Source organism: Salinicola endophyticus (assembly GCF_003206575.1).
Classification (GTDB): Bacteria; Pseudomonadota; Gammaproteobacteria; order Pseudomonadales; family Halomonadaceae; genus Salinicola; species Salinicola endophyticus.
In genome coordinates this window covers 379584-394588 of record NZ_PZJO01000002.1, presented here as the reverse complement: position 1 = coordinate 394588, position 15005 = coordinate 379584, and the positions used below count along the sequence as shown (strand labels likewise).

The 15005-nt window shown below is 66.0% G+C and carries 13 protein-coding genes; 12 read left to right on the top strand and 1 reads right to left on the bottom strand.

Going from position 1 to position 15005, the window contains the following annotated elements:
- Positions 1-66: 66 nt before the first annotated feature.
- From DOM66_RS04455 to DOM66_RS04410, 10 genes are all read left to right on the top strand, one after another.
- The gene (locus DOM66_RS04455) at positions 67-504 is read left to right on the top strand and encodes a DVU3141 family protein (RefSeq protein ID WP_110677335.1); all 438 of its coding nucleotides are present in this window, start codon (positions 67-69) and stop codon (positions 502-504) included.
- A gap of 128 nt (positions 505-632) precedes the next feature.
- Positions 633-2366, top strand: a complete 1734-nt coding sequence (locus tag DOM66_RS04450; protein WP_110689357.1) for a polysaccharide biosynthesis/export family protein — start codon at positions 633-635, stop codon at positions 2364-2366.
- Between the two features lie 27 nt (positions 2367-2393).
- Entirely contained in the window at positions 2394-3209 is an 816-nt protein-coding gene (locus DOM66_RS04445; protein WP_188115133.1) for an ABC transporter permease, read from the top strand.
- Positions 3210-3225: 16 nt separating this feature from the next.
- On the top strand, positions 3226-4200 hold the full coding sequence (locus DOM66_RS04440) for an ABC transporter ATP-binding protein (RefSeq protein ID WP_110689356.1): 975 nt from the start codon (positions 3226-3228) through the stop codon (positions 4198-4200).
- Positions 4197-5294, top strand: a complete 1098-nt coding sequence (locus DOM66_RS04435; RefSeq protein WP_110689355.1) for a chain-length determining protein — start codon at positions 4197-4199, stop codon at positions 5292-5294. Before DOM66_RS04440 ends, DOM66_RS04435 begins: the two co-directional genes overlap by 4 nt.
- A gap of 98 nt (positions 5295-5392) precedes the next feature.
- Complete coding sequence (gene rfbB / locus DOM66_RS04430; protein ID WP_110677341.1) at positions 5393-6496, top strand: dTDP-glucose 4,6-dehydratase; 1104 nt, start codon at positions 5393-5395, stop codon at positions 6494-6496.
- A complete protein-coding gene (gene rfbD / locus DOM66_RS04425; protein ID WP_110677343.1) occupies positions 6493-7377 on the top strand; it encodes a dTDP-4-dehydrorhamnose reductase in 885 nt (294 codons plus the stop codon). Before rfbB ends, rfbD begins: the two co-directional genes overlap by 4 nt.
- Positions 7378-7492: 115 nt before the next feature.
- Positions 7493-8386, top strand: coding sequence for a glucose-1-phosphate thymidylyltransferase RfbA (gene rfbA, locus DOM66_RS04420; RefSeq protein WP_110689354.1), 894 nt, complete (start codon positions 7493-7495; stop codon positions 8384-8386).
- A 148-nt stretch (positions 8387-8534) separates the two neighbouring features.
- Positions 8535-9080 (top strand): dTDP-4-dehydrorhamnose 3,5-epimerase, encoded by a 546-nt coding sequence (gene rfbC / locus DOM66_RS04415; RefSeq protein WP_110689353.1) that lies wholly within the window; start codon positions 8535-8537, stop codon positions 9078-9080.
- A gap of 227 nt (positions 9081-9307) precedes the next feature.
- Positions 9308-10654 carry a UDP-glucose dehydrogenase family protein gene (locus DOM66_RS04410; protein ID WP_110689611.1) on the top strand — a complete coding sequence of 449 codons (1347 nt, stop codon included), beginning with the start codon at positions 9308-9310 and terminating at the stop codon, positions 10652-10654.
- Positions 10655-11371: 717 nt separating this feature from the next.
- On the opposite strand, the gene DOM66_RS19470 is transcribed toward DOM66_RS04410, so the two are convergent.
- Complete coding sequence (locus DOM66_RS19470; protein ID WP_157958983.1) at positions 11372-11740, bottom strand: hypothetical protein; 369 nt, start codon at positions 11738-11740, stop codon at positions 11372-11374.
- Here DOM66_RS19470 and DOM66_RS04405 point away from each other — a divergent pair.
- Both DOM66_RS04405 and DOM66_RS04400 read left to right on the top strand, forming a co-directional pair.
- Entirely contained in the window at positions 11735-12781 is a 1047-nt protein-coding gene (locus DOM66_RS04405; RefSeq protein WP_110677351.1) for an HAD family hydrolase, read from the top strand. The two genes, DOM66_RS19470 and DOM66_RS04405, sit on opposite strands and share 6 nt — an antisense overlap.
- A 20-nt stretch (positions 12782-12801) precedes the next feature.
- Positions 12802-14976, top strand: coding sequence for a rhamnan synthesis F family protein (locus DOM66_RS04400; RefSeq protein WP_110689352.1), 2175 nt, complete (start codon positions 12802-12804; stop codon positions 14974-14976).
- Positions 14977-15005: the final 29 nt, after the last annotated feature.

Below are 15005 nucleotides of genomic sequence, written 5' to 3'. Positions count from 1 at the left end.
GTTCGATGTGTTCCCGCTGGCCGGGCGGCCGGCGGGCCAGGCAGGACAAGCAGGAGGATAACCCGCATGCAGCACCCGAAGCGCGTACGCAGACCCCAGACGCGAGCCCGCAGCCAGACGCGAGGCCGCAGACAACCACCGGTGTGGCTGGCCGCCGCCCTGGTGCTGGCCACCGGCCTGGCCGGCTGTGCTGCGCCGGGCGGCCGTTCCGGCGCCACCGACACCCTGGCGATGGCGGATGCCACGCCGGCAGGGCCCGCCCTGAGCGCCTTTCTCGAGCGCGCGCCGGATGGCGCCGTGACCACGCTGGCGGCGTCGCCCTGGGGCGGCAACGTCACCGTCTACGCGCGTGAGCGCTACTTCGCCGCCAGCGGCCATGAGTGCCTGCGGCTCGATGTGAGTCGCGGGGCGGTACCGGCGGCGCTGGGCAGCGGCGAGGTGGCCTGCCGGGTCGCCGCCCGCGGCTGGTACACCCAGCGGCTGGTGACCGAGGTGGTGCGCTAGCCAGCGCCGCCGCCGCAGCGAGCCGCCGCTACGGGCCGCGGTCACGCTGCGCGGCCAATAACCGAGCCGCAGCCGGGCGCCTTGAGCCCCCGCGCCGGCCGACAACGAGTCTAGGGCAGGAACACAACATGAAGCGCGCAGCATGGATTTCCCGGGCAATGTGCCTGGTGGCGGTAGCGTGGCTGAACGCCGGCGCGGCACACGCGCAGTCGATCGGCGTCGACAGCAGTTCGCTGCTCGGCAGTGATGCCGAGGCGCAGCCGCTGACCGCGTCCGATTCGGGCGCGGCCAGCGGCGAAGAGATTCCGCGGGCCGACTGGGACAGTGGCACCTATGGGCCGATCGATCCGCGCACCCAGGTGCCGGTCGACCCGGAGTCGCTGCCGCCGTTCGGCGCGAACCTGTTCACCGGTGGCTTCCGCGGCACCATGGCCGATGGCCTCAACCCGGCCTACCTGATCAAGCCGGGTGACCATATCACCATTCGGGTATGGGGTGGGGTGGAACTCGACCGGGTGCTGGTGGTGGACGCCCAGGGCAACATCTTCCTGCCGCGGATCGGGCCGCTGCAGGTCCAGGGCATCTCCAATGCCCAGCTCAACGCCAAGGTGCGCGGCGCGGTCAAGTCGGTCTATCCCGAGAACGTCAGCGTCTATACCAATCTGCAGGGCGTGCAGCCGGTGGGCGTGTTCGTGACCGGCTATGTCAACAGCCCGGGCCGCTACGCCGGGACGCCCAACGACTCGGTACTCTACTTCCTCGATCAGGCCGGCGGCATCGACCAGGCGCTGGGCAGTTATCGCCGGGTGCTGATCAAGCGCGGCAGCCGGGTGATCGACGTGGTCGATCTGTATGACTTCCTGCTCAACGGCGAGATCGCACGGCCCCAGTTCCGCGATGGCGACACCCTGGTGGTGGAGGCGCGGGGTCCGGCGATCAGTGTGGTCGGGGACGTGCAGAAGAACTATCGCTACGAGCTGGTGGGCGACAGCCTGACCGGGCAGGACGTGCTCGACCTGGCGCGGCTCAAGGCCGGCGTCTCGCATGTGCTGCTGCGCGGGAGCCGCCCCGAGGGGCCGTTATCGCGCTACCTGCCGCTGGCCGCCTTCCGCGCCGCCCAGGTTCGGCGTGGTGACGAGGTGCTGTTCAGCGCCGATCAGCGCGACGAGACCATCGTGGTGCAGGTCGAAGGCAGTTACTACGGCCCCTCGCGCTATGCGCTGCCGCGCAATGCCAAGCTGGGCGAGCTGCTCAACGCGATCAGCGTGCCGCGGGACATGACCAGCTATCGCGATGTCTCGATCCGGCGGATCAGCGTCGCCCGCCAGCAGGCGGCGTCACTCAAGGAGAGCCTGCGCCGGCTCGAGACCACCTATCTCGGTTACCCCTCGCGTACCGCCAAGGAGGGCGAAATCCAGGTGCGCCAGGCAGAGCTGATCGAGCGCTTCGTGCAGAAGGCGGCGCAGGTCAAGCCCAACGGCCGGCTGGTGGTGGCGCGCGACAGCGGGGTCGCCGATATCCGCCTGCAGGATGGCGATATCGTCACCATCCCCGAGAGCACCGATTCGGTGCTGCTCAGCGGTGAGGTGGTGATTCCGCAGGCGCTGGTGTTCACCTCCGGGATGAGCGCCGACGACTATATCCGTCTGGCCGGTGGCTTCACCCCACGTGCCGACGAGGACCAGGTGCTGGTGGTGCATCGCAACGGTGCGGTGATGCACGCCGACCAGACCCGCATGCGCGCCGGCGACGAGATCATCGTGCTGCCCGCGGCGCCGACCAGCAACATCGAGCTGGCGGCGAGCATCACCCAGATCCTCTACCAGGTCGCGGTGGCGACCAAAGTGGCGCTCGATCTATGAGCGCCGCCGCGAGAGGAGGGCGGGCGCATGGCTGACTCCCTACTTCCGGTCGCCGGAGCGCGCCGCCGCGGTGCCTGGCGGGTGGCCCGCAGCGTGTGGTTCGCGATGTTCATGCGCGAGGCGATCTCGCGCACCATGGCCGACCGCATGGGCTGGTTCTGGATGATCTTCGAACCGCTGGCGATCATCGGCGTGATGGTCTCGATCCGCGGACTGTTCATGTCGGGCAGCGAGATCTCCGGCGCCGACCACGTGCCGTGGATGATCGTCGGGCTGATGGGCTTCGGGCTGTTCCGCGAGAACATGATGCGTGCGCTGGGGGCGATCGACGCCAACAAGGGGTTGTTCGCCTACCGCCAGGTCAAGCCAGTCGATACCGTGCTGGTGCGCTGCTTCCTGGAGGGCATGCTCAAGTCCTTCCTGTTCCTGATGTTCATGCTGATCGGCAACCTGCTCCAGTTCGAGCTGATGCCGGACCACCCCCTCGGTGTGCTGCTCGACTGGCTGTCGCTGTGGGCGCTGGGGTGGGGCGCGGGGCTGACGGTCTCGGTGCTCGGCGACCTGGTGCCGGAGTTCGGCCGCGTGGTGCGCATCCTCAACCTGCCGCTGCTGCTGCTCTCGGGCGTGATCCTGCCGGTGATGTACGTGCCTTACCCCTACCGCGACTACCTGCTGTGGAATCCGCTGGTCCACGGTCTGGAGAGCATGCGGGTCGCGTTCTTCCCCGGCTATCACACCCTCGACGATATCGACATGACCTACCTCTGGTTCTGGGCGCTGTCGCTGCTGGCGCTGGGTCTGCTGCTGCACATCCGTTTCGCCGCCAAGTTGAAAGCGCACTAGCGCGGAGGAGCGAGCCATGATCGATATCCGTCATCTCTACAAGCGCTATCACAACCACCATGGCAGCCAGTGGGTGCTCGAGGACATCAACCTGAGCATTCCCGCCGGGGTCAGCGTCGGCCTGCTGGGGCGCAACGGTGCCGGCAAGTCGACCCTGCTGCGGCTGATCGGCGGCATGGACACCCCGGATCGCGGCGAGATCGTGCGCGCCAGCCGGGTCTCCTGGCCGATCGGTCTGGCCGGCGGCTTCCAGGGCTCGATGACCGGGCGCCAGAACGTCAAGTTCGTCGCCCGGATCCACGGTGCCGATGACGAGATCGAGGAGATCATCGCGGCGGTGGAGAGCTTCGCCGACATCGGCCGCGCCTTCGACGAGCCGATCAAGACCTACTCATCGGGGATGCGCTCGCGGCTCGCCTTCGGGCTGTCGCTGGCCTTCGACTTCGATGTCTATCTCTCCGACGAGGCCACGGCGGTGGGCGACCGCCACTTCAAGCAGAAGGCGAGCGAGGCGTTCAAGGCGCGCATCGGCCGGGCCAGCCTGATCATGGTTTCTCACGGCGAGGGCGTGCTGCGTGAGTTCTGCCAGGCCGGGATTCTGCTCGACCGCGGCCGCGCGTTCTGGTTCGACGAGATAGAGGACGCGATCGAGGCCTACCACAGCGCCGGTGACGGCTACGTCCCGCCGCGGCTGGCCACAGTCCGCAATCTGGAGGAGGCCAAGCAGGCGCTGGCCGAGGCCAATGCGCGCTTCGACGCCGCCCGGGAAGCCCTCGATGCCGCCGGCGACAGCGCCGCGGGGACGGCGGACCCCCCCGAGGAGACCCTGCGCTGGCGGCTCGACGATGCCCGCGAACGCGTTCATGAGGCGCGTCGCCAGGTGCAGCAGTTCACCGCCCGCAAAGGGCGCAAGCGTGCAGCTCGGGGCCCGGACAGGCCGCCGAAGAACACCTCCCACGACAAGACCTCAGCAAAGGCGAAACGGTCATGAAGAAGCCGCTCTCTGTACGCAAATACCTGCACTGGATCCTGTGCTTCGTGGCGATCGCCGTGGTCTCCGCCTACTGGGCGCTATGGGCCAGCGACCGCTATGTCTCCCACGCCAACGTGGTGCTCGAGAGCCCGCAGATAGCCGCCCCCACGCTCAGCTTCAGCTCGCTGCTCAGCGGCAGCAGCGCCGGCAACACCGCCGACATGCTGCTGCTGCGTGACTACCTGCGCTCGGTGGACATGCTCAAGCTGCTGATCACCCAGGCCGACTTTCGCCAGCACTACGCCAACGCCGGCGCCGACTACTTCAGCGCCCTGGACGACGAGAACGCGCCGCTGGAGGAGCTCCATGACTACTACCTCAAGCGGGTCTCGGTGGAGCTCGACGACTATGCCGGGGTCCTGCGCATCGACGTCGAGGCGTTCACCCCGCAGGAGGCGCACCGTATCGCCGAGCTGCTGCTGAAAGATGGTGAGCGTCACATGAACGAGATGGGGCAGCGGCTGGCCCAGGAGCAGGTCAAGTTCCTGGAGAAGCAGGTGACCGTGCTCGAGAAGCAGTTCCAGCAAACCCGTAATGACCTGCTCGACTACCAGAACGCCAATGGTCTGGTGTCGCCCACCGGCACCGTAGAGAGCCTGGAATCGGTGGTCTCGGGGCTGGAGGGGCAACTGGCCATCGCCAAGGCGCGCAAGCGGGCGCTGGCCAGCTATCAGAGCACCCGTTCGCCGGAGATGGTGCGCATCGAGAGCGAGATCTCTGCGCTCGACAACCAGATCGTGCAGGAGCGTGAACGCCTGGCGCGTCAGTCCGGCAATGCCCTCAACCGTATCTCCTCTGAGTACCAGACCCTGCTGCTCAAGGCGCAGTTCGCCCAGGACAGCTACTCGGGTGCGCTGGCGGCGCTGGAGAACACGCGCATCGAAGCGGCACGCAAGCTCAAGCAGGTTTCGGTGCTGCAGGAGCCGACCCTGCCGGAGTACCCCGAACAGCCCGAGCGGCTCTACAACTCGGTGGTGTTCGCGGTGATCGCCCTGTTCCTCACTTTGATTCTCAACATGCTGATTCTGATCGTGAAAGACCATCGCGACTGATGCCGTGTGCGCTCCCGGCGGATTCCGCCGGCGGGCGTCACGCACCCCCAGGCACCTAAACGGCGCCCCGGCGCGCCCATGAGAACGAGAACACGACCATGAACGAATCCACCGATACCACCTCCGCCAAGACATTCCTGGTCACCGGCGGCGCGGGCTTCATCGGCTCCGCGGTGATCCGTGAGCTGATCCGCGCAACGCCGCACCGCGTGGTCAACGTCGACAAGCTGACCTACGCCGGCAACCCGGAGTCGCTGGCGCCGATCGATGACAGCGAGCGCTACGAGTTTCGGCTCGGCGATATCTGCGATGCCAAGGTGATGGCGCGGCTGTTCCGCGAGCTGGCCCCGGACGTGGTCATGCATCTGGCCGCGGAGAGCCATGTCGACCGCTCCATCGATGGCCCGGCGGCGTTCATCGAGACCAACGTGGTGGGCACCTACACGCTGCTGGAGACGGCGCGCCAGTACTGGAAGGAGCTCAAGGGGCGTGACCCGGACAAGGCGGCGGCATTCCGCTTCCACCATATCTCCACCGATGAGGTCTACGGCGATCTCCACGGCGTCGACGACCTGTTCACCGAGTGCACCCCCTATGCGCCGAGCTCGCCCTACTCGGCCAGCAAGGCGAGCTCCGACCACCTGGTGCGGGCGTGGCAGCGCACCTTCGACCTGCCCACGCTGGTCACCAACTGCTCCAACAACTACGGGCCCTATCACTTCCCCGAGAAGCTGATCCCACTGACCATTCTCAACGCCCTCGCTGGACGGCCGCTGCCGGTCTATGGCGATGGCCTGCAGGTGCGCGACTGGCTCTACGTCGAGGACCACGCGCGGGCGCTGATCCAGGTCGCGACCGAAGGGGTGGTGGGCGAGACCTACAACATCGGCGGGCACAACGAGAAGACCAACATCGAGGTGGTGCGCACGATCTGCGCGCTGCTCGAGGAGCTGGCACCGACCAAACCGGCGGGGGTGGCGCACTACGCGGATCTGATCACCTTCGTCAGCGATCGCCCCGGCCACGACCAGCGCTACGCCATCGATGCCAGCAAGATCCAGCGTGAGCTGGGTTGGCAGCCCCGCGAGACCTTCGACAGCGGGCTGCGCAAGACGGTGCGCTGGTTCCTCGACAACGAAATCTGGTGGCGGCGGGTCCAGAACGGCAGCTATCAGGGCGAACGCCTGGGGGAGACCGCATGACACTGCTGATCCTGGGGGGCAGTGGCCAGGTCGGTTTCGAGCTGCGTCGGCAGCTGGCTCCGCTGGGCGAGATCGTCGCCCCTAGCCGGGCCGAGCTCGACCTGATGAGCGCGGCCAAGGTGGCTGCGGCCCTCGATACCCTGCGGCCGACGGTGATCGTCAATGCCGCCGCCTGGACCGCGGTCGACGCCGCCGAAAAAGAGCGCGACGCGGCGCAGCGGCTCAATGCCGAGCTGCCGGCGCAGCTGGCGGACTTCGCCGCCGGCGGTGGCTGCGAACTGCTGCACTACAGCTCCGACTACGTCTATCCCGGCAGCGGCGAGGCCCCCTGGCAGGAGAGCAGTGCCACCGGCCCGCTCGGACACTACGGCGCGACCAAGCTGGCCGGTGACGAGGCGCTGCTGACCACCGCACCGGAGGCGTTGATCCTGCGCACCAGTTGGGTCTACGCCGCACGTGGGCGCAACTTCCTCGACACCATGCTGCGCCTGGGCGCCGAGCGCGAGCGGCTCGGCGTGGTCGCCGACCAGATCGGGGCACCGACGCCGGCACGGCTGATCGCCACGCTGTCGCTGCTGGCGCTGCGGGCGCGCCGGGCAGGGCGTCTGGCGGGCGGGGTCTACCACCTGGCGACCCGCGGCGAGACCAGCTGGCACGGTTTCGCCCGCGAGATCTTCGCCCTGGCCCGCGCCCGCGGCGTGCCCCTGGCGCTGGCCGACGACCAGGCGGTGGCTGCCATCGCCACCGCCGACTATCCGACCCCGGCGGCGCGTCCGCTCAATTCTCGCCTGGCGCTCGACAAGCTGGAGCGCGCCCTCGACGTGCGCCTGCCGGACTGGCGTACGCAGCTGGCGCTGACGCTCGACGAGCGCCTGGGCTGAGGCGACGCGCGTTTCCTTCCGCTCTTTTCGATGCCGCTGACCCCGGCGTCACGCTGGCACCGGCGTCACGGTGCGATCCAACGATTCGTCGGCCATACCGACAGGGAGTTCTACCATGGCACGCAAGGGCATCATTCTCGCCGGCGGTTCCGGCACACGGCTGCACCCGATCACGCAGGGCATCTCCAAGCAGCTGTTGCCGGTCTACGACAAGCCGATGATCTACTACCCGATCTCGGTGCTGATGCTGGCCGGCATCCGCGACATCCTGATCATCTCGACCCCGGACGACCTGCCCCAGTACCGCCATCTACTGGGGGACGGCGAGCAGTTCGGGGTGCGCTTCGACTACGCCGTGCAGCCCTCGCCGGACGGCCTGGCGCAGGCGTTCCTGATCGGCGAGACCTTTCTCGGCAACGACCCGGTGTGTCTGGTGCTCGGCGACAACCTGTTCCACGGTCAGCACTTCTCGGATCAGTTGAAGCGCGCCTCGGCGCGGGAGCGCGGAGCCACCGTATTCGGCTATCTGGTCAAGGATCCGGAGCGCTTCGGCGTGGTCGAGTTCGACCCCGACGGGCGGGCGCTATCGATCGAGGAGAAGCCGATCCGGCCGCGCTCGCCCTACGCGGTGACCGGTCTCTATTTCTACGACAACGACATCGTCGAGATCGCCAAGAGCGTCAAACCCTCGGCCCGCGGCGAACTCGAGATCACCTGCGTCAACAACGCCTATCTCGAGCGCGGAGACCTGCAGGTCGAGCGTCTCGGCCGCGGCTTCGCCTGGCTCGACACCGGCACCCACGACAGCCTGCTCGAAGCGGGGCAGTACGTGCAGACCATCGAACACCGTCAGGGGCTGAAGGTGGCCTGTCTCGAGGAGATCGCCTGGAACCAGGGCTGGATCGACGAGCGCCAGCTGGCGGCGCGCGCCGAGGCGCTGAAGAAGACCGGCTATGGCCAGTATCTGATGCAGCGGCTACAGGACGCACAGCCGGGTTCGGTGGCTTAGTTGCCAGGTCCGCTCCCGACAACCGAAAGCCGAATGCCGAGTTCCGCGCCCCAGGACCCGAGAGCCGATCGCGGGGTCTGCGCCGGAGCGTCGTTCACCGATCACCATCCATCGATGGCCATCTATATAGAAGAGGGGAGTGCGCACCATGATCTACGAGCGCCTGGCGATTCCCGATGTCGTGCTGATGACGCCGCAGGTATTTGGCGACTCACGCGGCTTCTTTCTCGAGTCCTTCCGCCATAGCGAATTCGTGACCCACTGTGGCGACTACCGCTTCGTGCAGGACAACCACAGCTGCTCGGGCCGCGGCATCCTGCGCGGCCTGCACTATCAGCTCGAGCACCCGCAGGGCAAGCTGGTCCGCGTCACCCGCGGCGAGGTGTTCGATGTCGCGGTGGATCTACGCCGCAGCTCGCCCACTTTCGGACGCTGGGTCGGGGCGCTGCTGAGCGCCGACAACAAGCAGCAGCTATGGGTGCCGCCGGGCTTCGCCCACGGCTTCTACGTCACCACCGAGGTGGCGGAGTTCCAGTACAAGTGTACCGACTACTACGCCCCCGGCGACGAGTATGGCCTGGCCTGGAACGATCCGGCGCTGGCCATCGACTGGCCGCTGGTGGAGGCCGCGCCGGTGCTCTCGGCCAAGGATGCCGAGGCCAGCTCGCTCGCCGAGGTGCCCACCTTCGCCTGATCCGGCGGGGCCCTGGTCGCCTCTATGCCCTCACCACGCCGCCCATCACGCGGACCGCTCCGGTGCGGTGGGTGGGCATGGTGGCAGGGAGGCGATTTCCCGAGGCTCCTGTACGACTGCCTGGTCTGGACATCTTTGCTGAACGTCTTTCCTGAACGCCTTTCCCGAAAGTCTCTGCTGACCGTCTTACCCGCGCCTTGCGCACTTTTCCAAGAGGATGCATGTCGATGAAAATTACCGTATTCGGCACCGGCTACGTTGGCCTGGTGACCGGCGCCTGTCTCGCCGACGTGGGCCACAGCGTGGTCTGTGTGGATATCGACGAAGACAAGATCGCGCGCCTGCGCCGCGGCGAGATCCCTATCTACGAGCCCGGACTGGAGTCGATGGTGCTGCGCAATGTCGAAGCCGAGCGGCTCGCCTTCACCACCGATGCCGCCCAGGCAGTGCGCCACGGGGTACTGCAGTTCATTGCCGTGGGCACGCCGCCGGATGAGGATGGCAGCGCCGACCTGCAGTACGTGCTGGCAGTGGCTGCGACCATTGGCCACCACATGGAGGAGTACAAGGTGGTGGTCGACAAGTCGACCGTACCGGTGGGTACCGCCGACCGCGTACAGGAGCGCATCAGCGGCGTGCTTGCCGAGCGCGGCGTCGAGCTGGCGTTCGACGTCTGCTCCAATCCGGAGTTCCTGAAAGAGGGCTCGGCGCTGGAGGACTTCACCCGCGGCGCGCGGATCGTGGTCGGGTCGGCGGCGGCGCGAGTCGACGAGCTGATGCGCGAGTGCTATGCCCCCTATAACCGCAACCACGAGAAGATGATGTTCATGAGCGTGCGCGCGGCGGAGCTGACCAAGTACGCCGCCAACGCCATGCTGGCGACCAAGATCAGCTTCATGAACGAGATCGCCAATCTGGCCGAGCGCCTGGGGGCGGATATCGAGGACGTGCGCCGCGGCATCGGCTCCGACCCGCGCATCGGCTACCACTTCATCTATCCCGGCTGCGGCTATGGGGGCTCCTGCTTCCCCAAGGACGTGCAGGCGCTGTCGCGCACCGCGGCCAAGGTCGGCTACAACGCCGAGCTGCTGGAGGCGGTGGAGGCGGTCAACCGACGCCAGAAGACGACTCTGTTCGACAAGCTCTCCGCGGCGTTCGGCGGCGATCTGCAGGGCAAGACCATTGCCCTGTGGGGGCTCGCCTTCAAGCCGGAGACCGATGATATGCGCGACGCGCCCAGTCGCACGCTGATGGAATCGCTGTGGTCGTCCGGAGCGGTGGTACAGGCCTACGACCCGGAGGCGATGCGCGAGTGCCGGCGGATCTACGGCGAGCGCGATGACCTGATCCTGGTCGCCGATCGGGTGCAGGCGGTCAGAAAGGCCGATGCGCTGGTGATCTGCACCGAGTGGAAGGAGTTCCGCACCCTGGATGCGGCCTGGATTCGCGACCAGCTGCGCCATCCGGTGGTGGTCGATGGCCGCAACCTCTACGAACCCGAGGTCATGCGTGCCGCGGGTATCGACTACTACGCGGTCGGGCGCGGTAAGACCCTCGCCGAGGTGACGGCATGAGCGGGGCCCGCGCTGGCGGGCCCCAGGTCGGAAAGCGCCGTTCGAACGGCGCCTTCTCATCTAACGAGTGTGAGTTCGCTTGATCCGCATTCCGCTCATATCGATGAGTAAAACCATCTTCTACTCGAACGGGGGCGAGATTATTCTGGAGGCCATGAAATAGCACCTCTTCTTGATGGCGAAAATGCCACCTTGGGTGAATGGCTGGCACTAGATATTATCGCGTGTTACCTGAGCCCATAGCATGCCATGAATGGTTGTTGTAGGGAGGCATGATAGCGGAAAGGTGTTGTGGCTCTCTGCTGAAGTGGCCGATGTGTTGCAGCGCTAGCGGCCAGCATATGTTCGGTAATGGTATCTATAAGGTTTCTGGAAAGTCCGCTGAAGATTATCAGGGATAACTGGCGGCAAGCGCGTGAGCACCGCATGACAGTCTAGATATGAAGCGATGACGGCACCCTCAGTGTGTTGTGGCCAGGCGTTTGCCTGTCGTTTGTGTTTTGTGTATAAGTCATTGAATAATAAAATATTTTTGAGTCTGTGGTGACGGCCTGCAGCGTGGATGTGAGCGAGTGAGGGCGCCTGATGCCACCGTGACAGCATGGCCATCGCGCCGTTCATCATTAGTGAAATTTCGGGAATACGGTCAGCGACAATGCCAGTCTTCGATATCTGTGGCGGCTGTTTTGCGTAGATGTCGTATGACAATGACCTGGATTATTTTCCATCGCGAAGGCAATTCTTTTCGGGGTGGCGGTGCGCCTCGATCGTGCGGGTGTCGATATCGGTAACGTCATTGTCGAGAGTTTGTGTCGAAAGATTGAAGAGACTGATTGGTCGCAAGCTGGGCGTCTGCCGTGGCGCCGATAGTTTGGCTTTCTGGGTGGCGGCAGGTTGTCTCTTCCAGTGCAGAAAAGCCGTCTTTATTAGCGCAGAGAGGCTGTCTGTTTTAACGCTTGAAAGTATCAATAAAGCCAGTAGCAAGAGTTTGATGAAGCTCATCGCCGTGACGCTGTGGCCAGTGATCCGGCAGGGATCGAACGACGACGCACCATTCGGGCGACGCCAAGGGGATAGTTCATGCAAGCCAAGAGTCGGGCACTCCACGACTTCGGATCGACCTTTCTCGGTCCGGCACTCCATTGCTACGCGGAGTCCATCGAGGCCGAGGCAGAGGGGCACCTGCCGGTCTGTCTGGCGCGGGAGGGCTGGTGCTTCTATCGGCTGCTGCAGCGCCTCGAGCGGGCCTCGCTGATCTCGCTGCCCCATGCGCCGATCTACCTGCGCGTCTCTCGCACGCTGCTGTTCCGCGCCATGCTCGGCGATCCGGCGATCATGCCGATGGCGCTGGGCAACGATTTCAGTGGCAGCGTACTCGACCTGATGCGCAAGCGCTTCGGCCTGCAGCTGCACGAGATCTTCTCCACGTTGCCGATCGAGCTGCTGCGTTTCACCTGTGAGCTGCCGCGGGACCAGGCGCTGGTGCAGCAGTGGCTGGCACCGCACATGGCGGCGCTGGCCCGTCTGGTGGAACCGACCCGCGAGGCGCTGCGCGCCTACCTGAGGCAGTGCGGGCTCGACGACCCCGACATGCGCCCGCTGATGCTCGACCTGGGCTACTCGGGGACGATCCAGAAGGTGCTCACGCATGTCCTGGGGCGCGACACCTCGGGGCTCTACTTCATCGCCACCAAGCCTGGCGACGCCGCGGTGGGGACGCACCACGCCCATCTGAAGGGGGTCTTCCACGAGGGCGTGGGCTGGCGCAACGGTTGCGTGATGCTCGACCGCTCGCTGCTGTTCGAGTCACTGCTGACCGCGCCGCATGGCCAGATGGTCGATATCCGCCAGAAGCACGACGGCGGTTTCGAGTACTTCTACGGCCGCGAGGCCGCCACCCAGCGCCACTTCCAGGATCTCAAGATGGTCTTCGATGGCGCGATCGATCATGTCATCGACTGCCGCCGCCATGGGGTGAGCTACACCCGGCGCGACGTGCAGGACCTCTACGAGGTCTTCGCCACGCGGCCCAACTGCATCCCGCACGACGTCTGGCACCTGTTCAGCGTCGATGACGACATTACCGGCAACGGCATCATCAATCCGATGCAAATGTTCGCGATCTGAACCAGGGCAAGGGGCATCTCATGAAACCAGAGGGAAAAGTGACGGCGCTGTTGCCATGGCTGTTCCAGGCGCATCTGCTGGGGCGCGCGCGCCGGCGGCGGCCTGCTCTCGAGGATCCGGAGCTGGTGGTCGACGCGCCGGCGCTCGAGCCTGATCCGGCGCTGGTCGACATGGCCGCGTCGATGGTCAGTGGCGATGTGGTCCCGGTGGATGCGGTGACCGCCACCAGCGCCGAGGATGCCGAAGCGCTGAGCGAGCGCCAGCCGGCCAATGAGGAGTTGCCGCTGGGCCAGGCGGGCGGCGGCGATGGCCACGCTGCGCTGATCAGTCAGGCCTTCATCGATGCGCTGAGCACCGGGCTGTTCGATCCCAAGTGGTACCAGGCCACCTATGGCCTGCGCTTCGCCACCCAGCGCGAAGCCTTCGACGACTATCTGCGCAAGTCGCGCTTCGCCCCGGTGAACCCGTCGCCACGCTTCGACAGCGAAACCTACCACCGCATGTACATGGACGTGTTCCACGCCCAGCAGAGCCCGCTGCAGCACTATCTGCTGCACGGACGCAGCGAGGGGCGGCAGCACGCGCCGGCCACGGTGCGCTGGCACCCGCGCCAGATCGTGACGTCCAGCGTGGTGCTGGGAGAGGCGGCATCGACGCTCAAGGTGGCGCTGTGTCTGCATGTCTTCTATGCCGACTTCCTCGATCGCTTCGCCGAGGCGATCGCGCGCTTCCCGATCGAAGTGGACGTGTTCCTGACGCTGGCGGCGGCGGAGCACGAGGAGAAGGCCCAGGCGGCGTTCGCCGAGCATCCGCGGGTGCGGTCGCTGCACACCCGGGTGGTGCCCAATCGTGGGCGCAACTTCGGCCCGATGCTGGTGGAGTTCGGCCCCCAGTTGGGGGAGTACGACCTGCTGTGCCATCTGCACTCGAAGAAGTCGCTCTACTCCGGCAAGGAGCAGACCCAGTGGGCGGAGTATCTGATCGAGTATCTGCTGCGCGATGTCTCGGTGATCACGCGCCTGCTCAACGCCTTCGCCGAAGACGAGAGTCTGGGGCTCTACTACCCGACGACCTTCTGGATGATGCCGGCCTGGGTCAATCACCAGACCATGAACAAGGGTTTCATGCAGACGTGGCAGCGCGAGCTGGGGCTGGGGCCGATCCCCGATTTTCTCAGCTATCCCGCCGGCGGGATGTTCTGGGCGCGCCCCCAGGCCCTGCGTGGCGTGATCGATCGCGGCTGGTCCTACGACGATTTTCCGCCGGAGCCGCTGCCCAACGACAACTCGATGCTGCACGCGCTGGAGCGGGTACTCGGCCCGCTGGTCGAGCACCGGGGCTATCGTCAGCTCTTCTTCTATCCCCCGACCGGGCAGTTCACCACCGATTCGGGCTACATCACCGCCAGCTATCACGGGCGGCTGAGTAACCACCTGGCGAGCATCCAGGCTCACTCCTACATCAGCTTCGATGTCTTCGACACCCTGGTGCGGCGCGAATACATGGTCGCCGACTACGCCAAGCTCAAGCTCGGCAAGCAGCTCGCCGAGCAGGGCCGGGTCGTCTCGGCACGCGCCTTCGTCAAGCTGCGCAACGAGGCCGAGGCGAGCCTGCGCCAGCGCGCCAATTTCCAGGGCGACGTCGACATCGTGGCGATCTACGACGAAATCGCCGAGCGCCTGGAGGTCTCGCCGGCCCAGGCCCAGGCGTGGATGCGTCAGGAGTTCGAACTCGACCTGGAGATGATCCGGCCCAAGGACGAGATGGTCGAGCTGTTCAACCATCTGGCGGCCTCCGGGCACGTGCTGTGGGTGATTTCGGATACCTACTACACCCGCGATCAGGTCGGCCTGATGCTGCGCAAGGCCGGCGTTTCCGCGGCCTACCGGCTGATGGTGTCGAGCGCGGAGCAGGCGCGCAAGGACAACGGCAGTCTATGGCACAAGGTCAAGCAGGACCTGGCCGCCGAGGGTGTCCAGCGCCATCTGCACATCGGCGACAACGTGGTCGCGGACGCTCAGATGCCGGGCGACCTGGGCCTGACGACCTTCCATATCCTGCACCCCCGCGACAAGTGGCGCGCACTCGGCTTCCCCGAGGTGCTGGTCGGTGACGAGGCACTGGACGAGGGCGAGATCCTCAAGTGGGGCCGGCTGATCAGTGAAGTCGGTCGCAACCCTTTCATCGGCGAGTGACGACCGCGGACCGGGGAGACCCGGCGCGA